At 60.9% G+C, this 22,385-nt stretch carries 23 protein-coding genes and 2 pseudogenes; 15 read left to right on the forward strand and 10 right to left on the reverse strand.

From position 1 onward, the window contains the following. Window positions 1–3: 3 nt before the first annotated feature. Together NE357_RS21645 and NE357_RS21650 are read right to left on the reverse strand one after the other, a co-directional pair. Window positions 4–1,140 carry a hypothetical protein gene (locus NE357_RS21645; protein WP_169431543.1) on the reverse strand — a complete coding sequence of 379 codons (1,137 nt, stop codon included), beginning with the start codon at window positions 1,138–1,140 and terminating at the stop codon, window positions 4–6. Window positions 1,141–1,203: 63 nt separating this feature from the next. Then, on the reverse strand, window positions 1,204–2,019 hold the full coding sequence (locus tag NE357_RS21650; RefSeq protein WP_169431544.1) for a sulfite exporter TauE/SafE family protein: 816 nt from the start codon (window positions 2,017–2,019) through the stop codon (window positions 1,204–1,206). A 112-nt stretch (window positions 2,020–2,131) separates the two neighbouring features. Here NE357_RS21650 and NE357_RS21655 point away from each other — a divergent pair, with 112 nt between their 5' ends. Both NE357_RS21655 and NE357_RS21660 read left to right on the forward strand, forming a co-directional pair. After that, window positions 2,132–2,899: an AraC family transcriptional regulator gene (locus tag NE357_RS21655; RefSeq protein WP_169431545.1), complete on the forward strand. Its 768-nt coding sequence runs from the start codon at window positions 2,132–2,134 to the stop codon at window positions 2,897–2,899. 93 nt (window positions 2,900–2,992) lie between these two features. After that, complete coding sequence (locus tag NE357_RS21660; RefSeq protein ID WP_169431546.1) at window positions 2,993–3,304, forward strand: XRE family transcriptional regulator; 312 nt, start codon at window positions 2,993–2,995, stop codon at window positions 3,302–3,304. Window positions 3,305–3,342: 38 nt separating this feature from the next. Here NE357_RS21660 and NE357_RS21665 read toward each other — a convergent pair whose 3' ends face one another. Beyond that, window positions 3,343–4,395, reverse strand: a complete 1,053-nt coding sequence (locus NE357_RS21665) for an MBL fold metallo-hydrolase (protein WP_169431547.1) — start codon at window positions 4,393–4,395, stop codon at window positions 3,343–3,345. A 214-nt stretch (window positions 4,396–4,609) separates the two neighbouring features. Between NE357_RS21665 and NE357_RS21670 the strand changes: the two genes are divergently transcribed. From NE357_RS21670 to NE357_RS21690, 5 genes and pseudogenes are all read left to right on the forward strand, one after another. Further along, window positions 4,610–5,218, forward strand: a complete 609-nt coding sequence (locus tag NE357_RS21670) for a TetR/AcrR family transcriptional regulator (protein ID WP_169431548.1) — start codon at window positions 4,610–4,612, stop codon at window positions 5,216–5,218. Window positions 5,219–5,363: 145 nt separating this feature from the next. Beyond that, entirely contained in the window at window positions 5,364–6,416 is a 1,053-nt protein-coding gene (locus NE357_RS21675; protein ID WP_169432687.1) for a diguanylate cyclase, read from the forward strand. Window positions 6,417–6,690: 274 nt separating this feature from the next. After that, window positions 6,691–7,326: pseudogene (locus NE357_RS21680) on the forward strand (PAS domain-containing protein); the annotation flags it as partial. A 156-nt stretch (window positions 7,327–7,482) separates the two neighbouring features. Further along, window positions 7,483–7,920 (forward strand): annotated as a pseudogene (locus tag NE357_RS21685) (methyl-accepting chemotaxis protein); the annotation flags it as partial. A gap of 60 nt (window positions 7,921–7,980) precedes the next feature. Further along, window positions 7,981–8,511, forward strand: a complete 531-nt coding sequence (locus NE357_RS21690; protein WP_169431550.1) for a DUF1003 domain-containing protein — start codon at window positions 7,981–7,983, stop codon at window positions 8,509–8,511. Here NE357_RS21690 and NE357_RS21695 read toward each other — a convergent pair whose 3' ends face one another. After that, window positions 8,512–9,453: a LysR family transcriptional regulator gene (locus NE357_RS21695; protein WP_169431551.1), complete on the reverse strand. Its 942-nt coding sequence runs from the start codon at window positions 9,451–9,453 to the stop codon at window positions 8,512–8,514. A 15-nt stretch (window positions 9,454–9,468) separates the two neighbouring features. Here NE357_RS21695 and NE357_RS21700 point away from each other — a divergent pair, with 15 nt between their 5' ends. Then, window positions 9,469–10,176 carry a CTP synthase C-terminal region-related (seleno)protein gene (locus NE357_RS21700; protein ID WP_169431552.1) on the forward strand — a complete coding sequence of 236 codons (708 nt, stop codon included), beginning with the start codon at window positions 9,469–9,471 and terminating at the stop codon, window positions 10,174–10,176. Further along, window positions 10,173–10,487, forward strand: coding sequence for an antibiotic biosynthesis monooxygenase family protein (locus tag NE357_RS21705; RefSeq protein WP_169431553.1), 315 nt, complete (start codon window positions 10,173–10,175; stop codon window positions 10,485–10,487). Before NE357_RS21700 ends, NE357_RS21705 begins: the two co-directional genes overlap by 4 nt. 71 nt (window positions 10,488–10,558) lie before the next feature. On the opposite strand, the gene NE357_RS21710 is transcribed toward NE357_RS21705, so the two are convergent. After that, a complete protein-coding gene (locus tag NE357_RS21710; RefSeq protein WP_169431554.1) occupies window positions 10,559–10,885 on the reverse strand; it encodes a DUF2025 family protein in 327 nt (108 codons plus the stop codon). Between the two features lie 217 nt (window positions 10,886–11,102). On the opposite strand from NE357_RS21710, the gene NE357_RS21715 reads away from it, so the two are divergent. Further along, window positions 11,103–12,230, forward strand: coding sequence for a glycerophosphodiester phosphodiesterase (locus NE357_RS21715; protein WP_169431555.1), 1,128 nt, complete (start codon window positions 11,103–11,105; stop codon window positions 12,228–12,230). Between the two features lie 137 nt (window positions 12,231–12,367). After that, entirely contained in the window at window positions 12,368–12,673 is a 306-nt protein-coding gene (locus NE357_RS21720; RefSeq protein ID WP_085745150.1) for a PepSY domain-containing protein, read from the forward strand. Window positions 12,674–12,938: 265 nt separating this feature from the next. On the opposite strand, the gene NE357_RS21725 is transcribed toward NE357_RS21720, so the two are convergent. Further along, window positions 12,939–13,382: a hypothetical protein gene (locus NE357_RS21725; RefSeq protein WP_169431556.1), complete on the reverse strand. Its 444-nt coding sequence runs from the start codon at window positions 13,380–13,382 to the stop codon at window positions 12,939–12,941. 112 nt (window positions 13,383–13,494) lie between these two features. Further along, window positions 13,495–15,117, reverse strand: coding sequence for a methyl-accepting chemotaxis protein (locus NE357_RS21730; RefSeq protein ID WP_169431557.1), 1,623 nt, complete (start codon window positions 15,115–15,117; stop codon window positions 13,495–13,497). Between the two features lie 277 nt (window positions 15,118–15,394). Between NE357_RS21730 and NE357_RS21735 the strand changes: the two genes are divergently transcribed. Both NE357_RS21735 and NE357_RS21740 read left to right on the forward strand, forming a co-directional pair. Next, window positions 15,395–16,417: a transporter gene (locus NE357_RS21735; RefSeq protein ID WP_074688253.1), complete on the forward strand. Its 1,023-nt coding sequence runs from the start codon at window positions 15,395–15,397 to the stop codon at window positions 16,415–16,417. Between the two features lie 108 nt (window positions 16,418–16,525). Next, window positions 16,526–18,139, forward strand: a complete 1,614-nt coding sequence (locus tag NE357_RS21740; protein ID WP_169431558.1) for an inorganic phosphate transporter — start codon at window positions 16,526–16,528, stop codon at window positions 18,137–18,139. A gap of 136 nt (window positions 18,140–18,275) precedes the next feature. Here NE357_RS21740 and NE357_RS21745 read toward each other — a convergent pair whose 3' ends face one another. Beyond that, window positions 18,276–19,172: a LysR family transcriptional regulator gene (locus tag NE357_RS21745; protein WP_169431559.1), complete on the reverse strand. Its 897-nt coding sequence runs from the start codon at window positions 19,170–19,172 to the stop codon at window positions 18,276–18,278. Between the two features lie 120 nt (window positions 19,173–19,292). On the opposite strand from NE357_RS21745, the gene NE357_RS21750 reads away from it, so the two are divergent. Then, entirely contained in the window at window positions 19,293–20,048 is a 756-nt protein-coding gene (locus NE357_RS21750) for an SDR family NAD(P)-dependent oxidoreductase (protein WP_169431560.1), read from the forward strand. 59 nt (window positions 20,049–20,107) lie between these two features. On the opposite strand, the gene NE357_RS21755 is transcribed toward NE357_RS21750, so the two are convergent. After that, window positions 20,108–20,545: a multidrug/biocide efflux PACE transporter gene (locus NE357_RS21755; protein ID WP_169431561.1), complete on the reverse strand. Its 438-nt coding sequence runs from the start codon at window positions 20,543–20,545 to the stop codon at window positions 20,108–20,110. Window positions 20,546–20,633: 88 nt separating this feature from the next. Here NE357_RS21755 and NE357_RS21760 point away from each other — a divergent pair, with 88 nt between their 5' ends. Further along, complete coding sequence (locus NE357_RS21760; RefSeq protein ID WP_169431562.1) at window positions 20,634–21,488, forward strand: LysR family transcriptional regulator; 855 nt, start codon at window positions 20,634–20,636, stop codon at window positions 21,486–21,488. Between the two features lies 1 nt (window position 21,489). Here NE357_RS21760 and NE357_RS21765 read toward each other — a convergent pair whose 3' ends face one another. Continuing rightward, complete coding sequence (locus NE357_RS21765; protein ID WP_169431563.1) at window positions 21,490–22,326, reverse strand: LysR family transcriptional regulator; 837 nt, start codon at window positions 22,324–22,326, stop codon at window positions 21,490–21,492. Window positions 22,327–22,385 lie beyond the last annotated feature (59 nt).

Here is a 22,385-nt window from a genome sequence, read left to right on the forward strand (position 1 = left end):
TGGTCAGCCCTGGGGCAGTTGCAGTTTGACTGCGCCGGGGTGTTGGTTGACGACTGAGTACGGCAGCACCGACCACTCGGGGTTATCGCAATTGCGCTGGTAACGGGCGAAGTAGGCGCCCAGGTAAATACCCTTCGGCGTGAAGTGCCAATTGGAATAACCCCAGACGCTCTCATCGGTGTAATCGCAACTGCCGTCGTCTTCAGCCGGTTTCTTCATTTCATCCGGGTACAACGTGGTGAACTGTTTGACCAGCCACGGCGCCATGATTTTTTGTTGATCGTATTCGCTGGCTGCGTTATCGGGTTTACCAATCCACATAACGTCTTTGAGTTTCAACAACTCGCCCGTGTGAACATTCAAGTTAATCGGCGAACTGCCGAAGTCCGGGTGGGCGCCACCGCAACTGTAGCCGGTTGAGATGTCCAGGCTGACCACGTCGGGCGAGAGAAACTCTGGGGCAGCGCCTTGTTCGAACTCCGCGTATTCACCGCCATCCATCATGCAGCGGTGATAGTCGATGACTTCCGTCCAGAGCCGTCCGAGCAGGTGGTTGTTGATGCGCTGCTGCTCTTCTTTTGTGTAGCCGGACTCGACACTGAACAGCGAAAGCTTCGACTCAGGCTCCACCCACCATTGCAGGTCGTAGCCCATGAAGTTGTCTTTCTTCCCCGGTTTGAGCTTGAGCCCCTGCAGGCGCAAATACTCGTAGGGATCATCTTTCGGCAACGTGGCAATGAAGGGCAACGTCGTTGCAGTCGGAGTTGGAAGTTTGGCCTCGACCAGTTGCACCGGCAGCTTTTTGCCCTTCGGGTTTTGCCATTCGCCCTGCCAACCATTGACGGTGGATTTAAGTTTCAGGGTCGACAGCGGCTTGTCATCGCCGTAGCGATTGTTGCCCTCGACCAGCGTCAGCGTGCTGTCCTGCAACGCGCCACTGAGGGGCAGATCGCGATGGTATTTCTCGTAGAAGTAACGACCGGTCACTTCATCCGGCTGCTGGGTATTGAGCTCGACCACAATCGGCGTCTTGCCCAGCGTGCCGGTGAACACACGTCTGCCGTCGTCAGCCTGAGCGGTGGAAAGCAGTGAAAACAGCACGGCGGCGTATGGCGCCAGGCGCAACAGTCCCTTGAGCATGGATCGATCCCTGAGTGAGTAAGGCTGCGGAGTATGAAGAGGATGCGCGCAGGAATCGAGGTGCTACTTCAGTGTCATGCCCAACATCACGACGATGAGTAGCGCGATATACACCCAAGCATGCACCCGATCCGGTATCCGCCCGATCCACGGCGTGGCCAGTCGAATCCCCAGCATCGAGCCCAGCGTCAGCCCCGCAAATGCCAGCAGATCCACATACCCGATAAACCATGGCCCGAGTTCTGTCTCGCTGAACCCCGCCAACATCATGTACGTCAGCGTCCCCGCCAGCGCCACGGGCACGCTCAGCGGATTGGCCATGGACGTCGCCTGCGACATGCTCAACCCGCAACGCCGCAACAACGGCACGGTCATGACGCTTCCTCCTACGCCGAGAAAGGTTGCGATGGCGCCAATGCCTACACCGCCGCCAGATGTTTCCACCGTTCCCAGTCGACGTGGGACGGCGCCTTGGGATTGTGTAAGAAATCCGCGTCGCAGCAGGCAGTCGATAATCGTCACGCCAAGGTAGGCGATGAAGGCATAGCGAATGACTTCGCCGCTTACCCACACTGCGGCGATTGCGCCGACGATAGCGCCCAATCCGATGAACCCGCCCAAGGGCCACAGGTAATCACGGATGAGGTTGCCGGCGCGGCGGTGTTTGTCGGTGGCGACCAGGGCGTTGACGATCATCACGCAGGTCGAGGTGGCGACGGCGATGTGCATGGCGGATTGGCTGATCGGGTCGTCGGCGCCGTGGCTCGCGGTAAGCATGCGGTACAGCAGCGGCACGACGACGAAGCCGCCGCCGAAGCCGAAGAGCACAGCGGTGACGCCGGTCAGGCAGCCGAAGAGTGTCAGCAGGAGGTAGAGCATGTTGCGTCGTCCGTTGTTGGGGAGCGGTCGACGATAGAGCGGCGGTGCTTGGCCCGCCTCAGCAAGTCAGCCAATAATGTTCGCGTTTACGCCAATCGCCGGGGGCCGCTCGATGCGCAATGTTTCGATCAATCTGCTGGATGACACGCCGCGCCCGGTGGTGGCGATCGGTACGGATTATTCCCACGGCTATCTGTTGCCACGTCATACGCATCGGCGGGCGCAATTGTTGTACGGCGCGACTGGGGTGATGCAGGTCAGCACGCATGACGGCAACTGGGTGGTGCCGCCGCAACGGGCGGTGTGGATTCCGCCGGGTGTGGCGCATGAGGTGTTGATGCTGGGGGTCAGCACGCGCAGTTTGTATATCGAGCCGGGGGCGGTGGATCTGGGTGAGCGCTGTCAGGTGATCAGTGTGTCGCCGTTGATGCGGCATTTGCTGATGGAAGCCGTGGAGCTGCCGCTGACGTATGACCTGAGCGGGCGTGACGGCGTGCTCATTGATTTGTTGCTGCATGAATTGGTGCGCAGTGCGCCTCTTCCGTTGCATATCCCGCTGCCGTCTGACGGAAGACTGCTCGAGCTGTGTCAGACCTTTCTGCATCAGCCGAATGCCCACCAATCGCCCCAGCAATGGGCCGACCAGCTGCACGTAAGCTTACGCACCTTCAACAGGTTGTTTCGTCAGCAGACCGGCCTGAGCTTCAGTCAGTGGCGCCAGCGCGCCTGCGTGGTACTGGCGCTGGCACGGCTGGCGGCGGGTGAGGCGGTGACGCGGATTGCCCTGGATTTCGGCTATGACAGCCCGGCGGCGTTCTCGACGATGTTCCGCCGGATCCTCGGTCAGGCACCGTCCGTCTGGTTGGAGGCGGCGAACTAGGGCAAATCAAAAAATGCGTTTGATCCCGGCCGAAAACAACTGTACAAAAACACAGTACATTTTCCATCAGCACTCTCGAGCCCGGAGCACACCATGGCCTCTTCAGCGATGAACCTCATCCTCGAACGTATCGCCCTTTTCCAGTTCACCCCGACCCATTGCGCCCAGGCCCGAGGGATGTTGGGCTGGAGCGTGGAGCAACTGTCGCGGGAGACAGGGGTTTCGGTCGATGACATCCAACGGTTCGAAGCGCAGCAGGACGTGGCGGATGCGGCGCGGCTGGCGCTGACCTATCGGTTCGAGGCGCAGGGGCTGGTGTTCTTTCCGGGGTTTGCGCCGGGGCGTTCGACAAGCAATGGTTCGACTGCCGAATCGGTGCGTGGGGATTATGCGATGGCGGAGTGATCCGGTTCGCCTCATGGAGGCGAACCTGCATCAGTGAGTCAGGCCCCTTGCACCACCGCCTCACTCTCCCCTTCAACCACCAACCACCACGCATCCCCGCGTTGTGGATGTGCCAGGTTGAACGCCTCGCCCATTTGCGGCGTGGTGATGGAAACACTGCGTTCCCAGGCCAGCGCAAGAATGCGGTCGAACGGTTCATGCCAGGCGTGCATCGCCAGATCGAACGTGCCGTTGTGGATCGGGAACAGCCAGCGGCCCTTGAGGTCGAGGTGGGCTTGCAGGGTTTCTTCCGGTTGCATGTGCACGTGGGGCCATTCGACGTTGTAGGCGCCGGTTTCCATCAGGGTCAGGTCGAACGGGCCGTATTGTTCGCCGATGCGTTTGAAGCCGTCGAAATAACCGCTGTCGCCGCTGAAGAAAATCCGCTTGTCGCTGTCGATGATCACCCAGGACGCCCACAGTGTCTGGTTGCCGTCGAACAGGCCACGGCCGGAGAAGTGCTGCGACGGGGTGGCGATGAAGTGGATGCCGGCGACTTCGGTGCCCTGCCACCAATCGTTCTGGCGAACCTTGCCGGCATCGATGCCCCATTTGATCAGAGTATCGCCGACGCCCAGCGGGGTGAGGAACACGTTGACCTTGTCCGCCAGTTTCAACACCGCTTCGTAGTCGAGGTGATCGTAGTGGTTGTGCGACAGGATCACCGCTTCGATCGGTGGCAACTCGTCGATGCTGATCGGTGGCTGGTGGAAGCGTTTCGGCCCGGCCCATTGCACCGGCGAGGCACGCTCGGCGAAGACCGGGTCGGTGATCCAGAACTTGTCTTGCAGTTTGAGCAGCAAGGTCGAGTGACCGAGGCGATAGAAACTATGGTTGGGCGCGGCGATCAGGTCGGCGCGGGTCAATGGCTGTACAGGGATGGACGACGCAGGACGGGTGTTGCGCGGTTTGTGGAAGATCATGTTCCACATGATGCGCAGCATCTTGCGCAAACCTTCGCGCTGCACAGGCGCATGGTTGCGGAATGTCCCTTCGGCCTGGCGCGAAGCTTCAGGTACAGGACTGACCGCGGAAGAAATTGATTTGGCCATGACTGAGTGACTCCAGAAAAACCGCGCAATTCACGGTTTTCCACGGTGGGACGATAAATGGCCAAGGCACGCACGCATCAGCCGGACATCGGGTTTTAGGTTGCACCGATTAACGCAGCATTACACTGATCGGTGTACTTTCTAGGTTGCATCAAACCGGATGACAAGTAAACTGCCGAGTGTAATTTCCTCTTTTTCTTGCCGAATCGAATTTATGACAGCTCCAACGCGCCTCACCGACCGCAAACGCGAAGCCATCATCCTGGCGGCCATTTCCGAGTTTCGGGCCAACGGTTTCGAGGTCACCAGCATGGACAGGATCGCGGCCACCGCCGGGGTGTCGAAGCGCACGGTTTACAACCATTTCCCGAGCAAGGAAGAGCTTTTCGCCGAAATTCTCAACCAGTTGTGGGCACGAATCAGCACCGAGCAGGCCGTGTCGTATCAACCCGACCAGCCCTTGCGTGATCAATTGCGAACGATGCTGCTGGCCAAACTGCAGATGATGGCGGACGACAATTTCATGGATCTGGCGCGGGTCGCCATTGCCGCCGCGATCCACTCGCCCGAGCGCGCACAGAACATGGTGGCGCGTATGGGCGAACGTGAGGAAAGCGTGACCGTGTGGATCCGCGCCGCTCAGGCAGATGGTCGGTTGAAACCGGTCGATCCGGAGTTCGCCGCGCATCAGGTACAGGGGCTGCTCAAATCCTTCGCCTTCTGGCCGCAGATTTCCATGGGCCAACCCTCACTCGACAGCGCCACGCAAAATGCCGTGGTCGAATCGGCACTGGACATGTTTCTGGCCTGCTACCAGCTCTAAATCACGTCTGCGCCGCGTAAATGGCTCACAAGGACACTGAATCTTCCCGCTGGAATAAATGACAATACCTGTCATTGACCGATGAACGGTCGCTCTGAAGCATTACCCTGCAAAGTGTTTCAGAATGAATCTGGCGAAGAACATCATGGAAAACCAACGCGGCAAAGGCTTGTCATTCGCCAGACGTCTCTACTTGCCACGTGCCATTGGACTGGGAATCGGTTTCTTCAGCGTCGGGGCTGCGCTGTATCCATTGAATGTGCCGGCATGGCTCTGGGCGCTCCTGCTGTTCAACGGTTTTATCTGGCCCCATGTCGCCTATCAATGGTCGGCCCGCTCGGCGTTCCCCTACCGCGCCGAGCGCCGCAATCTGCTCTATGACTCGGTGTTCGGCGGTTTCTGGACCGCGTGTTTCCAATTCAATCCATTGGTTACCGTGACCATTCTGTCGATGATGACCATGAACAATGTCGCGGCCGGCGGCCGGCGGCTGTTCCTGCTCGGCGCCCTCTCCCAGGTGATTGGCGTGCTGCTGGGCTGGTCGCTGTTCGGGGTCAAATTCACCCTGACGGCATCGCAGACCCAGGTCTGGGCGTGCCTGCCGATGCTCACCCTTTATCCGCTGGCACTGGGCATGGTTTGCTATCGGCTGGCGATCAAGCTCGCAGAACACAAGCGCACCTTGAGTGCCCTGAGCCGCACCGACAGCCTGACCGGCCTGCTCAACCACGGCGCCTGGAAAGATTTGCTGCATCTGAAGTTCCAGCAGTGCCGCGAACACAACAGGCAGGCCACCCTCGCGCTGATCGACGTCGATCACTTCAAGGTGATCAACGACAGCTACGGACACATCGTCGGCGATGCGGTGCTTCAGCAACTCAGTCGAGAACTCAAACTCCTGCTGACTGAAAGTGAACTGGCCGGTCGTTACGGCGGCGACGAATTCTGCGTGATCCTGCCAAACCTGCCACTGAGCAAAGCCGAAGCGCTGATGGAGCAACTGCGCCAGTCCCTGCACCAATACCGTCATCCCGATGTGCCAGAGTTGCGGGTCAGCCTGAGTATCGGACTGGCACGCTTTCACCCGACCTACCCGGATGCGCTGCACTGGCTGGATGACGCCGACAAGGCGCTGTACACCGCCAAGCACACGGGCCGCAACACGATCAGCGTCGCGCTGAGCCGCTCCAGTGCCTGACAAGATTTGTACAACAAAGTGACATCGCTATTTCTTGTACAAGATTGATAAGTTTGTATAAGATCTGGTCGCCAGCCTGGATGCTGGCACTTTAGTGGTCATCGCCCAATGTCGTCAGCGCGTTCGGCCGGCCAGCGCAGGAACAGGGATAACACTTCAGCCCTATTTCCGGAGCGCACCCAGCATGTTTTTCAATCGTCATCAGTCGGTCATCGACGACCTGCAACACACCATCACCGAACAATCCGGTTTGCTCGAAGCCATCGACCGTTCCATGGCGGTGATCGAATTCGATCTCGACGCAGTGGTTCTGCGCGCCAACGACAACTTTCTGAAGACCACGGGCTACAAGGCCGAACAGGTGATTGGTCAGTCCCACCGCCAGTTCTGCCCACCCGAATTTGCCCGCAGCAGCCAGTACACCGAGTTGTGGTCGCGACTGAAAAACGGGCAGTTCCAGTCCGGTACTTTCGAGCGCGTCGACAGCCAGGGTCGGCCGATCTGGCTCGAAGCCAGTTACAACCCGATCAAGGATGCCTCGGGTCGCGTAGTGAAAGTGGTCAAGTACGCCATGGACGTCACCGCCAAGGTGCAGCGCGAAAGCGAAGCCAACGCCAAATTGCAGGCCATCGACCGGGCCATGGCAGTGATCGAGTTCGATCTCGACGGCAACATTCTTACGGCCAATCAGAATTTTCTGACGCGCATGGGCTATACCCAAACCGAACTCAAGGGCAAACATCACCGCTTGTTCTGCCCCGCGCATCTGGCCAACAGCAGCGCGTATCAGGACTTCTGGCGCCGGCTCAATCAGGGCGAGTTTTTCCACGGGCAATTCGAGCGCATCGATAAACACGGGCGAACCGTCTGGCTGGAAGCCAATTACAACCCGGTCTACGACGCCGCCGGGCGCTTGTGCAAAGTGGTGAAGTTCGCCTCGGACGTCACCGCCCGGGTCGAGCAGCACGAGCAGGATGCCCGCAGCGCCAGCACCGCTTATCACATTTCCGTCTCCACCCGAAAAGTCGCCGAGCAAGGCACACAAGTCATCCAGCAAGCGGCCAGCGAGATGCGCGAAATCGCCGATGACATCGCCGAGTCGTCGACCCTGATCGCGCAACTTGGCGAGCGCTCCGAGCAGATCACCGCCATCGTCAACACCATCCGCGCGATTGCCGACCAGACCAATCTGCTGGCACTCAACGCGGCAATCGAGGCGGCGCGGGCCGGTGAGCAAGGTCGTGGTTTTGCGGTGGTGGCCGATGAAGTGCGACAACTGGCGGCGCGCACCAGTGGCTCGACGACGGAGATTTCCAACATGATCGGCCTGATCCAGAGCGAAACCCGTCAGGCGATCAAAAGCATGGAAGGCACCCGTGGGCGCGCCGCGCAAGGCGTCGAGTTGGCGGATCAGGCGGGCACGGTGATTCTGCAGATTCGCGATGGCGCCAGCGAAGCGGTGGACGCCGTCAGCATGTTCGCCGGCGAACGAGCACCGGGATAAGCCACCATAGGCGACGCAGGGCTATAGTGACTCAACGTCCCAAGCCCTGCCGAGTCCGTCATGACCACCGAAAAAAACGAATCCCCCTGCGCGCCTGTCGATCACCTGCGCTTCCACCGCCCCCACGCCCACCTCAACACCACCTTCGGCAACGACAATTTCGCCCTGCGCGCCGAGGCGTTTGCACGGTTCTTCGGGACGCCGACCTTCCTCGGTGCTCAGACCCTGATCGTGGTGCTGTGGATATGCCTGAACGTGTCTGGCATCACGACCTTCGACGTCTACCCGTTCATCCTCTTGAACCTGGCGTTCAGCCTGCAATCGGCCTACGCCGCACCGCTGATTCTGTTGGCCCAGACCCGTCAGGCTGCGCGGGACAAGGCGCAATCGGAAGCCGACGCACAGCACCGCGAAGCCCTGGCCGTCGCCAACAGCGAACGTCAGGTCCAGGCCGCGAAGAACACCGCGCAATTGCTGGAGCTGCTGGAGCAGAACACCCGGCTCACCGAAATGACCAAGAATCTCACCGAACGCATCGAAGGATTGACCCGCGAGCTGCACGATCACATGCGCCAAAGCCAGCAGCGCTGATCACGGCAAACGCAGCGCCCGCCCCAGTTCATCGAACAACGTGACCACCGAGCGCAATGCGCGGCAGTCCGGGCGGGTCAGCAACCACAGTGCGGTGTCATAACCGTGCAGCGGTTCGCTCAAGGCTTGCAGACCTTCGGTGATCAGAAAGTCCGGCAACGCCGCCACGCCGAGCCCGGCACGCACCAGTTCCGTCACCGACAGCATGCTGTTGCAGCGATAGCCCGGCATGACTCCCGGCAAGTGCTGGCGACGCCATACGACAGTCGGATGATCGGGCAGGAAATCGTCCGGGGCGATCCAGGTCATGGCAGCCAGATCGGATACATCGGTGTTTTGCAGATAGCGCTCACTGCCACAGACCCGGTAGGAAATCTTCGCCAGCTCCCGTCCGACCAGATGCTCCGGCGGTGTACGCGTCAGACGCAGGGCGATGTCGGCATCGCGGCGGCTGAGGTTGGCGAAATCGTTGGAGGTGCTCAGCTCGATGGCCAGTGCCGGATAGTTCGGCATGAACTGCGCCAGCGCCGGCAGTAGCAGACCTTGCAACACCGAGTCGGTACAGGTCAGGCGCACAGTGCCGCTGACCACTTCCCCACCCTGCTCGACGCCGATTCGCGCCGCTTCCAGAGCTTGTTCTGCACGCTCGGCCTGCTCGGCCAGGGTCTGCGCGAGGCTGGTGGGCAGGTAACCGGCGCGGCTTTTTTCGAACAGTTGCTGGCCGAGTGACGCTTCCAGTCGGCGCACGGCGCGAAACACCGTCGATACATCGACCTTCAACAACTGTGAGGCCCGGGCCAGCGACCCGCCGCGCACCAGGGCGAGAATCAGCGCCAGATCCGGGAAGTCGAGTCGATAGTGCGTTGCTGCATTAATCACTTGGGTAAACGCCCATATTGAGTGCGTGAACGCCAATCTATAGTGAGCGTCATCCCTCAACAAGCACAGCGAACCCTCATGGAACCCAGAGCCCTGCGCATCGCCCTGATCGGTGACTACGACCCGCAAGTCACTGCCCACCAGGCCATCCCGGTCGCCCTCGGACTGGCGGTGGAACACCTTCGCCATTCGGTCGATTTCGAATGGTTGGCCACCGACCAGATTCTGCCCGAAACGCCGCTGGAACATTTCGACGGCTTCTGGTGCGTGCCGGCCAGCCCCTACAAAAGCGAAGTCGGTGCGCTGCGAGCCATCCGCTTTGCCCGCGAGCAACAGCGACCGTTCCTTGGCACCTGCGGCGGTTTTCAGCATGCGGTGCTGGAGTTTTCCCGCTACGTGCTGGGCTGGGCCGACGCCGAGCATGGCGAAACCTCGCCCGACGCGAGCCGTGCGGTGCTCACGCCGCTGACCTGCTCGCTGGTGGAAGCGGTGGACAGCATTCATCTGGTGCCCGGTTCGTTGATCGCCAAGGCGTACGAAACGTCGGAGATTCGCGAAGGCTATCGCTGCCGTTTTGGTGTGAATCCGCAGTTCGAACGTGAATTGCTGACCCATGACCTGCACGCCGTGGGCCACGATTCGGCAGGCGATCTGCGCGCCATCGAGTTGAAAAATCATGTGTTCTTTGTCGCCACATTGTTCCAGCCGGAACGTGCAGCGCTCAAAGGGCAATTGCCGCCACTGGTGCGGGCGTTCGTTGAAGCCTGTGTGGAGCAATCTCGATGAAGTCGAACAATGAGTGTTTCGCCGTGATCTTCACCTCGACCCGCACCGAGGGCGATAACGGCTATACCGAAGCCTCCGAGCGCATGATGCAACTGGTGGCCGATCAACCGGGGTTTCTCGGTATCGATTCGATTCGGGGCGCGGACGGGGTGGGGATTACGGTTTCGTACTGGGAAAGCGAGGCGGCGATTCTGGCCTGGCGCGAGCATCCGGAACACCGGGTGATCCAGGCGCGAGGGCGGGCCGAGTGGTATTCGGCGTTTCATACGCGGGTATGTCGGGTGGAGCGGGAATATCGGTTCGGCCAGTGAGTATTGAGGTGTATTCACTGGCCCTTTCGCGGGCTTGCCCGCGAAAGGGCCGCAACAGTCGCAGCAGAATCTCAGCCCTTCACCAGACTGCGCACCGCCTCAATCTCCGGCACTTCGCGCTTATTCATGTAAACACGCAACGGCTCGGTGATGTTGATCCGGTCATCGATGTTCTGCTCCAGCAGCAACTGGATCCGTTCGCGCTTGAGGGTCATGGTCTGTTCGGTGGCCGGCGCCCAGACGAATTCGCTGCACGGAATGATGCCGTCATCGGCCACGTCCATGCCGAACGAATCCTCACTGAAGCGCACGATGTACTGGCCGGTCTTGCGGTTGAGGCCGACAAAGCCCTTGAGGTCGTCGGCGGCCTGGCAGATGAGTTGCGATGTGATGCGCATGGTAAACCTCACGAAAAGGATCGATGGTCTACACGCAGGGCAATGAGTGGCGCGCCCTCTGCCGGGGCGGTTGTCGTGGCCAAGCGTACTGCAAACAAACGCACAAAAGTGCGGAAATTTTCGCTTTCAGTACGTTTATGTCGGTCTTGCGATAGCACGTTTTCGTTTGAGTTGCTAAAAGGGACATCTTCGAAAATACCTGCGAAAGGACCTCGACATGCCCGCCACGTTTACCAAAAGCGCTCTGCTGCTGAGCCTGATGCTCGGCCTCGGTCAGGCCCACGCCGCTGCCCAGCCAGGCCCGGTTGCGCTTGCCGCCTCCGAGGGCATACCGCACCCGGCGGTGATCGCCCACCGTGGCGCGTCCTTCGATGCCCCGGAATCCACCGCCGCCTCCTACAAACTGGCCCGCGACCTGGGCGCCGACTACCTGGAAATGGACCTGCAGCGCAGCAAGGACGGCGTGCTGTTCGCCCTGCATGACAACAACCTGCAACGCACCACCGACGTCGCCACCAAGTTCCCGGATCGCAAGGACAGCCCGGCCAACGCCTTCACCATGGCCGAACTGAAAACCCTCGACGCCGGCAGCTGGTACAACGCCCAGTACCCGGATCGCGCGCGTCCGTCCTACGCCGGCCTTAAGATTCTGACCCTGGACGAAATCATCGACATCGCCCAGGCCAACCCGAAGCACAAACCGGGCCTGTACATCGAGACCAAGGAACCGCAACTGTTCCCCGGTATCGAGCATGACCTGAAGGAAAAACTCCAGGCTCGCGGCTGGTTGATCCCGGCGGGCGCCAAACCGGCCAAAAACGTCGCCAGCGTCGGCGATAGCAACGGCAAGGTGATCCTGCAAACCTTCGAGAAAAACAGCCTGGAACTGCTGCAGAAAGAAATGCCGCAGGTGCCGAAAATCCTGTTGCTGTGGGTCGGCGAAGGCAGCATCGAACCGAAATCCAAAGTGACCTTTGCCGAATCCGGCGAGAAGGACAAGAACGTTTTCTACGGCAAGCAAGAGCCGAAATCCGAAGCTGAATTCAAGCAATGGATCGACTACGCCAAGGCTCAGGGCGCCATCGGCACCGGCCCTTCGGCCAAGCTGACCCACGGCGGCGATCAGAGCTATTCGGATCTGGTGCAGCCATGGATGAACCAGTACACCCACGATCAGGGTCTGCTGGTGCACGTCTACACCGTGGATGAGCCGGTGGACTTCGAGAAAGTCATGGCCGCCGGCGTCGACGGCATCTTCACCAACCGCGCCAGCGAACTGCTGAAGTTCTACAAACGCCCGGCCGCCGCCAGTGTGGATCAGGTGTTGAAGAACAACGGTTTCTGATCCGTAAATCGGGCGTCAGTATCGCGAGCAGGCCCACTCCCACCGGGAGTACGGCCTGCTCGCTGCGTTTTAAGGGTGAATTAAGTTGCGGTGATTAACCTGAACTCACTTGAACGAATCACCCAAAGGAATAACCGATGAAAACTTTGACTGCCCTGTTTACCGCTGCCGCCCTGACCCTCACCGCCGGCCTGGCCCAGGCTGACGTTCGCGTCGATCAGATCCCTGAGCTGGTCAAGTCCGGCAAGATCAAATCGCTGGAGTCGATGAACGAACAAGCGCTGAAACTGCATCCGGGCGCGACCATTACTGACACGGATCTGGATAACCACTTCAATGGTTATGAGTATGAAGTTGAATTGCGTACTGCTGATGGCAAGGAGTTCGATGTGGACTTCGATGCGACCACCGGCAAAGTGCTGAGCGACAAGCAAGACACTTGATTGACTGATAAAACAAAGCCGCACGACTTTTGGGTTGTGCGGCTTTTTTGTGTCTGGTGTCTGGCTGAAACCATGTTTCGTCAGTCAGCCCCTACCCCCTCACCCCAGCCCTCTCCCCCAAGGGGGCGAGGGGGAAAGGGAGCCGATCTCCATGGGTTTCTAAACCTGAGTTCGACACAAGATTTTCAGGTCGGCGTAACTCGAACATTCAACTCCGTCAGTCCCCTCTCCCTCGGGGAGAGGGCTAGGGTGAGGGGAAAAGGCTTCACGCGGAGGTACTGACCAGCGAACCCGACGTACTCGAATCCGAACCCTGCAACGCCGCCAACAACGCCGCCGTCGCCGTCTGCAACGAAGCCGACGTCGTCGCGATCTGCGACTGCGCCGCCGCAACATCCGCCGCCTTGGCATCCTGGCTTTCCTGCTTCGCCTGAGCCGCTTGCAGCGCCTGTTGTTCTTCCTGCAATTGCTTCTGCAGCTCGGCAATCTGCTTGCGCAGTTCTTTCACGGTGTCCGATTCTTCGCTGCTGGAACCGCTGTCCCCCGTCGGCGCCGCGCCACCGCCCGCCGCCACTTTGCTGGTGTCGGCTTTCACGCCGGTGCTGGCCGCCGCGGTGGTCGAGGTGTCGTCACCGGTGTCGGCAATCGAGGTTTTGCTGGTGGGCGTGGTGACGGTCTGATTGATCGAAACTGACGTGAGGCTGACCATGGGAAATCTCCAATGCCGGTTATGGATGACCGGGCATCGGCGGCGGTCTGCACGAATTGAGATCGACTGTGTACCGACTCGGTAACCGAACCGGTACACAGTCACTGGCCGGTCAGACGCTCAGGCGAGCGGTGACGTTGTTGAGTTGCCCGGACAGGCCGTGCAGGTTCTGGCTGGCGCTTTCAGTGCGCTGCACGTTGTCGAGGTTGGTGCTGGCAATCGACGTGATCTCGGTCAGGTTGCGCGAGATGTCTTCGGCCACCGAGGTCTGCTCTTCGGCGGCGGTGGCGATCTGGCGGTTCATGTCGCGGATCGCTTCCACCGCGTGGGTGATGCGCTCGAGCATGGCCCCGGCCTGGGTCACTTGCTCGACGCTTTCATCGCTGCGGGTCTGGCCGCTGTCGATGGCCTGGGCCGCGTCCACCGCGCCGGTCTGCACGCTGTGGATGATCTGGTTGATCTCGATGATCGACTCCGCCGTGCGCTGCGCCAGGTTGCGCACCTCATCGGCCACCACCGCAAAACCACGCCCCGCTTCACCGGCCCGGGCCGCTTCGATGGCGGCGTTGAGCGCCAGCAGATTGGTCTGTTCGGCGATGCCGCGAATCACTTCCAGCACCTTGCCGATGCGGCCGCTGTCGGCTTCCAGACGACGGATCACCGTGGCGGTGTTGGCGATTTCGCCGCGCATCTGGGTGATGCTGTGGATGGTGCTCTGCATGACCTTCTCGCCCTGTTGCGCGGACTGGTCGGCATCGTCGGCGGCGCGCGCCGCGTCGGCCGCATGACGGGCGACTTCCTGGGCAGTGGCGGACATTTCGTTCATCGCCGTGGCCACCTGATCGGTGCGGTTGAACTGCTCATTGGTGCCGCCGGCCATCACGGTGGCGATGGCGTTCAACTCGCCGCTGGCGCTGTCCAGATCCTTGGCGCTGCGCTGCAGATGGTTGAAGGTTTCGGCGAGGAAATCGCGCAGGGTGTTGGCCGCAGCGGCGAGATTGCCCAACTCGTCCTGACGGTCGCTTGCCACACGCTCGACCAGACGCCCTTTGCTCAGTTGGGTGACGTAGTCGATGAGCTTGCGGATCGGTTCAACCAGATTGCGGTTGACCAGCCACAGGCTCAACAAACCGATCAGCAAGCCTGACGCGAGCATCACCAGCAGCCCCAGCCATACGGTGCGATCGGCACTGGCGCTGATCTGCGCCGATTGCTCTATGCCCTGCTTGCGCAAGTCGGCCACCAGCTCGCTCATCTGCTCGCTGGCAGCTCGGTCGACGCCTTTGACAGCAGCATCGCCCGCCGTCGGATCGGCACCGGCGGCGACGTAGGCATCGCGACCTTTCTGGTACGCGGCACCGAGCACACGGTGTTCTTCACGCAGACGCTCGATGCGGGTTTTCAGCGCAGGCTCGAGGCCTTTCTGATTGGCCAGTTCACCGAGGATGTTCTGCACGTCGCGCTGACGATCTTCGAACTGGCCCCAGTACTTGGCCAGGTCCGCCGGTTGTTTGCCGCGCAGCAAGACGTTTTTCCATTCCTGCACCTGCACCTTGAATTGCAGGTTGGCTTCGTCGATCAGTTGCGAGGTGTGCAAGGGACCGGCGATCAACTGGCTGTAGTTTTGCACGCCGTTGGACAGGAAATGAAAGCAGGCCAGCGCGATCAACAGCATCGCCAGCAGGCTGCCGCTCAGCAGGACGAGAATTTGCGCTCTCAGGGATTTTTGCAGCATCGCAGGTACTCGGGACAGGGATGAGGCACGTCCGGTAAGACGTGAATTGTTGCCGGACATCCGTGTCGGCGGACCTTGGCTCATGGCCGAAGGCGCGCAACCTAACGCATGCGTGATCGGCGTGCCAGAGCGCTTCTTGAGAAAATTCCGACCGCCGGTAAGGCATTGATTTTTTACGTCATTTCGCAGTCACAGAAACGTCATGCACGGTTGCGATGATGCGGCTCAGGTGAATCTGCAAATCCCGCAACAGACGCCTTCCTTGCAGCGAGACTTCATGAACCACAGCCTGGATATCAGCCATCGCGATCCTGATCTGTTTGGCCTGCTTTACGGCTTCCGTTTTCGTCCCGGCGAGCGCGGGCGCGAAGTGGATTCGGCGACCGCCCTGCGCTGTCTGCAGGACGACAGCGACAGCGACGAATTCCTCTGGCTGCACCTGAACCTGGCCCACGCCGCGTGCGAGCGCTGGATGAAAAGTCATCTGCAATTGCCCGAGGAGTTTTTCGAAGCGCTGCACGAAGGCTCGCGCTCGACCCGCATCGAGCATGTCGATTCAGCACTGCTGGCGGTGGTCAACGACGTGGTGTTCAACCTCAGCAGCATGGTGTCGTCGGACGTGTCGACGCTGTGGGTCTGTGTGCGCAGCAAACTGATCGTCAGTGCGCGCCTGCAACCGTTGCACTCGGTGGACAAGCTGCGTTCATCGGTGAAGGCCGGCGAGTGTTTTCGTTCGCCGTCGGAATTGCTCGTGCACCTGCTGCGCGACCAGGGTGAAGTGCTGACCCAGATCGTGCGCAAGACCAGCATGAGCGTCGATCAGGTCGAGGACGAATTGCTCTCCTCGCGGTTGTCGACCAACCGCGCCGAACTCGGCGCCAACCGACGGGTGCTGGTGCGCCTGCAACGGCTGCTGGCGCTGGAGCCGGGCTCGCTGCTGCGCCTGCTCAACCGCCCGCCACCGTGGTTGCAGAAGGAAGACGTGAAGGAGTTGCGCAAGTCCACCGAGGAGTTCGCGCTGATCATTAACGACCTCACGGCCCTCGGCGAGCGGATCAAGCTGTTGCAGGAAGAGATCGCCGCCAACCTCAACGAACAGAGCAACCGCACGCTGTTCACCCTGACCGTGGTCACGGTGCTGGCGCTGCCGATCAACATCATTGCCGGTTTCTTCGGCATGAACGTCGGCGGCGTGCCGCTGGCCACCGATCCGGAAGGGTTCTGGATTCTGGTGGCGCTGGTGGCTACGTTCACCGTGATTGCCGGGCGCTGGGCGTTTCGCAAGCGGCGGGATTATTAAGACCGGCGGCGCGGCTAATCCGCCAAACACTGATCTGCCGCAGCCTCTCTGTAATATTTAGCAACGATCATGGGCGACACTCCTTCCCTCGCTCAGGATTGTCCGCCCATGGCTACTCCCTCCCTGACCGTCAGCCCGGCCTCCGCTGCCAGCGGCAGGCCGGCGCTCGACACAAAAACCGGCCCCTTCACTTACGTGGTGTTCTTCGCCGTGCTGGCCATGGGGATGCTGTTCACCGCCTACAGCCTGATGCACGACATGCACGAACTCGGCACGGTGGTCACCACCTGGACCCCGTTCCTGCTGCTCGGCGTGGCGCTGTTGATTGCGCTGGGCTTCGAGTTCGTCAACGGTTTCCACGACACCGCAAACGCCGTGGCCACGGTGATCTACACACACTCGCTGCCGCCGAATGTGGCCGTGGTCTGGTCGGGCTTTTTCAACTTCCTCGGCGTGTTGCTGTCCAGTGGCGCGGTAGCGTTCGGCATCATTGCGTTACTGCCGGTGGAGCTGATTCTGCAAGTCGGCTCATCCGCCGGTTTCGCGATGATCTTCGCCCTGCTGATCGCCGCGATCCTGTGGAACCTCGGCACCTGGTGGCTGGGCCTGCCGGCCTCGTCGTCGCACACGCTGATCGGTTCGATCATCGGCGTTGGCGTGGCCAATGCCTTGATGCACGGTCGTGACGGCACCAGCGGCGTGGACTGGGCCCAGGCGACCAAGATCGGTTACGCACTGCTGCTGTCGCCGCTGGTGGGGTTCGGTTGCGCGGCGCTGTTGCTGCTGGCCCTGCGCGCCTTCGTGAAGAATCGTTCGCTGTACAAGGCCCCGAAAGGCAACACGCCACCGCCATGGTGGATTCGCGGTCTGCTGATTTTGACCTGCACCGGCGTGTCGTTCGCCCACGGATCCAACGACGGCCAGAAAGGCATGGGCCTGATCATGCTGATTCTGGTCGGCACCCTGCCGATGGCCTACGCGCTGAACCGCACCATGCCTGCCGATCAAACGTTGCAGTTCGCTGCGGTGGCCGAAGTCACCCAGCAGGCGCTGGTGAAAAGCGCCCCGCAGCCGGCCCCGGCCGATCCGCGTCCGGTGCTCTCGGATTACGTGCGCAGCAAGGAAGCCGCACCACAATTGATCCCCGCCCTCGCCGCGCTGATCGGGCACATCGGTGAGGAAGTGAAAGGCTACGGTTCGCTGTCGAAAGTCCCGGCGCAGGCCATGGGCAACGTGCGCAACGACATGTACCTGGCCAGCGAAACCATTCGCCTGATGGACAAGAACAAGGTCGGCAGCTTCGACGCCGACACCAGCGGCAAGCTGCAACTGTTCAAGCAACAGATCGACAATGCCACGCGGTTCATTCCGCTGTGGGTGAAGATCGCCGTGGCGATTGCGTTGGGTCTGGGCACCATGGTCGGCTGGAAGCGGATCGTGGTCACGGTCGGCGAGAAGATCGGCAAGACCCACCTGACCTACGCCCAGGGCGCCTCGGCGGAAACCGTGGCGATGCTGACCATCGGCGCCGCCGACATGTTCGGCCTGCCGGTGTCGACCACCCATGTGTTGTCCTCGGGCGTGGCCGGGACCATGGTCGCCAACGGCGGCGGCCTGCAGATGAAGACCATCCGCAATCTGCTGATGGCGTGGGTGCTGACCTTGCCGGCGGCGATTCTGCTGTCGGGCAGTCTGTATTGGCTGTTTACCCAGATCTTCTGAACACTTCAGGTCCTTGTGGGAGCGGGCTTGGTCCGGGCGGCGATCCGACGAATGCGGTCTGCCAGTCACGATGATGTCGACTGACACTCCCCTTTCGCGAGCAAGCCCGCTCCCACTTTTGATCTGTGCAGGACTGTTAGAGCGTCGAACGAATCAAATCCCCCAGCCAGTCCATGAACACCCGCACCCGTAACGGCAGATGCCGCTGCCTCGCGTACAGCAGTGAAATGCCCATCGCCGGCGCGGTGTACTGCGGCAGCACGGTGACAATCTCGCCGCTGTCCAGATAGGTGTTCATGCCGGTACGCGGCACCTGGATCAGACCGAACCCGCCCAGGCACGCCGACTCGTACGCATCGGTGCTGTTGACCGTCACACTCCCGGCCATCGGTACACGGTGGACCTGCCCGTCCTGCTCGTAGACAAACCCTTCCGAACGCGAACCCAGAACACCGACGTAGTGCACCAACCGATGCTGCGCCAGATCCTCAAGCGTTTGCGGCACGCCGTAGCGCTCGAGATACGCGGGGCTGGCGCAGTTGATCATGCTGAAGTCCCCCAGGTGCCGCGCCACCACCGACTGATCGGGCTGCGCGCCGATGCGCACCACGCAATCGAAGCCTTCGGCGAGCAGGTCGACCCGGCGATCGGTGCTGCTGATTTCCAGCTCCAGATTCGGATGGCGCGCCATGAATTCCGGCAGCTTCGGCATGATCAGTCGCCGCGACAGAATGTTCGGCATGTCGACCCGGATCCGCCCGGTCAGCGACGCTTCGTCCTGTCGGAACAGGTTCTCGATTTCGTCCATGTGCGACAGCAGATCCTTGCTCCGCTCGTACAGCGCCAGGCCGTCCTGAGTCGCCTGGACCTTGCGCGTGGTGCGTTGCAGCAGACGCGTGCCGAGCAGGGTTTCCAGCGCCTGCACCTGCTCGGACACCGTCGAGCGCGGCAGCCCGAGACTCTCCCCCGCCATCGTGAAACTCGACAATTCGCTGACCCGGACGAAGGTGCGCAGTAGTTCCAGTTTGTTCATGGGCCACCCATTGATTGTTCGGACAATCCGACCAGTGATTCCGGTTCAGGCCTGTTTATCACCTCATGGCGGATAAATAAACTTTGCTGCATCAACCGTCACTGCTCTCGAGGAAACCCCATGAACCGCAAAATCGCATTGATCACCGGTGCCAGCCGTGGCCTCGGCAAGAACGCCGCCCTGCACCTCGCCGCGCAAGGCGTGGACATTATCGGCACCTATAACAGCCGCGCCGATGAAGCCCAGGCGCTGGTCGAGGAACTGAAAGCACTCGGCGCCAACGCCGTGATGCTGCAACTGGATGTCGGCCGCAGCGAAGGCTTTGCCGATTTCGCCGTGCGGGTCGGGCAAGCGCTGCAACAGCTTGGACAACCACGCTTCGACTTCCTGATCAATAACGCCGGGATTGGTGTGCATGCATCCTTCGCCGAGACCACGCCGGAGCAGTTCGACCTGCTGATGAATGTGCAGTTGAAAGGGCCGTTCTTCCTGACTCAGCAACTGCTGCCGCTGATCAACGATGGCGGGCGGATCATCAACATCTCCAGCGGTCTGGCCCGCTTCACCCTGCCGGGTTACGCCGCTTACGCGGCGATGAAAGGCGCGATGGAAGTGCTGACCCGTTATCAGGCCAAGGAGCTCGGTGCGCGGCAGATCGCCGTGAACATCCTGGCACCGGGCGCCATCGAAACCGACTTCGGCGGCGGCGCGGTGCGCGACAATTCGGCGCTGAACGCGATGGTCGCCAGCAACACCGCGCTGGGCCGTGCGGGGCAGCCGGATGACATTGGTGGTGCGCTGGCACTGCTGCTGGCGCCGGGGGCGCAATGGATCAACGGTCAGCGGATTGAAGCGTCGGGCGGGATGTTTCTCTAAACCCGGCAAAAATCCCGGACAAAAAAATCGCAGCCCTCACAGGCTGCGATTTTTTTGTTTCAGTGCTGGCAGACGCTGCGCATTACCAGTCGCTCGCGCACCACGTCATAACCCCAGTGATAGACGTAGGTGTACGGCAGGAAGAACAGCAACACACCGATGTCGAGGAGGAACGCCTGCCACAGGCTGACCGACAACCACCAGGCAATCAGCGGCACGCCCATCACGATCAACCCGCCCTCGAACAGCAGCGCGTGCACCACCCGCACCCAGGCGTTGTGGGCGATGTTCCAGCGTTTGAGCAGGCGGTCGAAGAAACCGTTGAACACCACGTTCCAGCCCAGGGCGAGCAGTGCAATGGCGATAGTGACGGCGCCCATTTCGACCAGCGGCTTGCCCATGATCCACGCCAGCAAAGGGGTACAGATCAGGATCGCCAGCAGTTCGAAACCGATGGCCTGGAAGATACGTTCAGTGATGGATTTGTTGGCAGTCATGGCCGAAGTCCTCTGTGAAGATGGTTGCCATGATCCAGCACCCCACCGATACTTCATAACCAATAACCATCGATCGAGGCGATAGTTCATGGCTTCTCAGGAAGTGTTGCTGGCGTTCGTCCAGGCGGCGACTCAAGGCTCTTTTTCAGCGGCGGCGCGCAAACTCGGGCGCAGTCAGTCCACCGTCAGTGCAGCGGTGGCCAGCCTGGAAATCGATCTGGACCTGGTCCTGTTCGACCGCAGCAGCCGCAAGCCGACGCTGACCCCGGCCGGCCACGTGATGCTGCAGCGGGCCGAAGCGATTCTGTCGGCCACCAGCCGCCTGGAAATGACCGCCCGGCAATTGGCCCAGGGCGTCGAGCCGAAACTCACGGTGGCGATCTCCGACACTTATCAGTCCGACCGTTTCGAAGCGGCACTGGTGGGTTTCGAGCAGCGCTATCCGGATCTGGAGCTGGAATGCCTGATCGCCGAATGTGAAGACCTGATCGAACTGGTGCAGCGCGGTCGAGCGCACCTGGCATTCGCCGAGATGCAGGACAATTACCCGCCGGATCTGGCGACCGCGACCGTCGCCGAACGTACTGAAATTGCCTTGTTCGTTGGCCGTAATCATCCGTTGGCGGCGCTGGAATCCGTCGATCAAACAGTCCTGGAGCAACATCGCGAGCTGCGCCTGGCCACCATCGTCAATCCTTATGACAGTCGCGGCAAAGGTCGGGTGTGGTCGGCGCCGAGTTATCTGATGCTGCTGGAAATGGCCGAAAAAGGTTTCGGCTGGGCGCCGCTGCCGCGCTGGCTGGTGGAGCGTTTCGGCAATGATCTGCTGGTTGAACTGAAGGTGCGCGGCTGGCCGAAACCGGTGTTCGTCGATGCGCTGTGGTCGCGGCTGTACCCGCCGGGGCCGGCGGGGAGCTGGTTGCTCAGCAAGATGCTGGAATAGCTCAGGCGGCTTCGATGGCTGCCGGGCGGTTGACCTGAAAGTACTCGTGCAACCCGCGCATTGTCGGCAGCTCCAACGCCTGCGCCGCATAACACAATCCCACCCGCCGGGTCGGCGCCGGCAGGTGCAGCGCTCGCACCACGATGTGCGCATGCCCGTTGACCAAGGACTGCGGCAACATCGCCACGCCGACACCCGCCGCCACCATGTGCAGCGCCTGTTGCAGTGAACCGGCATGTCCCGCCACCGCTTCCGGCGAACGCCCGTACAGAGCCATCAATCGCTGATGGGAAGGATGCTGCGGGCAGGTGATCCAGTCCTCGATCGGCGCCCAGCCGGCCTGCGCGTTGGCCATCGGGTGATCGAGAGGCAGCGCCATCACATAGGATTCTTCCCACAGCGGCAGGAACAGTTCGTCTTCGCAGCACATTTCCTCGACCGCCAATCGACCATCGCCGTGACAGCCCTCTTCCAGAGTCAGCAGCAGATTGGGCAACGCCTGATGGGCCATGCGCACAAAGGCTTCGATATGGCTGGCGGCGATATCGCCCTCGATGCCGAGGGTCAGTGGCGTGCGGTTTTCGCGGCCGCGAAACATCCGGCTCAGCGCCTCGGACTCGGCCACCATCCGCCGCGCCTGGGGGTACAGCAGTCGCGCTTCGTCGCTGACTTCCACACCACGGGGCTGACGCACGAACAGCGTCGCGCCGAGTTCTTCTTCCAGCTGTTTGATGGTCACCGACAACGTGGGCTGGCTGATGAACAGCCGTTGCGCGGCAGCGGTGATATTGCGTTCCTCGAACACAGCGAGGAAGGCTTTGAGATGGCGGATATCCATAGGAGATTCCGATAGCAGACAGAGGAATAAGGCATTTTTCAGCCTCCAACGGGCTAAAT

This window comes from Pseudomonas sp. G7(2022) (genome assembly GCF_052660475.1).